At 41.1% G+C, this 246-nt stretch carries 1 protein-coding gene; it reads right to left on the bottom strand.

The window, feature by feature from the left end:
* Positions 1–79 precede the first annotated feature (79 nt).
* Positions 80–246 (bottom strand): DUF2490 domain-containing protein (locus tag ACEN88_RS36020; RefSeq protein WP_413347172.1); only part of this gene is annotated, 167 nt, incomplete at its 5' end.

Below are 246 nucleotides of genomic sequence, written 5' to 3'. Positions count from 1 at the left end.
GCTCTACACTGATCTCCTTTCAATTATCGGTCTTTTCACTTTCGCCTAAATAGGCATACCCAACCGCTATACTGTGCTTTTAAGAGAGATTGTAACTCAATGCCGTCCGCAGTAGCACATTTTTCCAATAGGTGTATTGATCAGCCGTTCTTAATTGCGCATCAGCAAGTACATCAAACTTTTCAGATAACTTTTGAGTATGGGATAAAAATAGCCAGCCACTATTCTCTACGGATTGCGCATTGC

The sequence above is a fragment of the Massilia sp. CT11-108 genome (assembly GCF_047302915.1).
GTDB lineage: Bacteria > Pseudomonadota > Gammaproteobacteria > Burkholderiales > Burkholderiaceae_D > Telluria > Telluria orientalis.
Note: the sequence above shows the minus strand (reverse complement) of the source record. Positions and strands in the feature narration are given on the sequence as shown.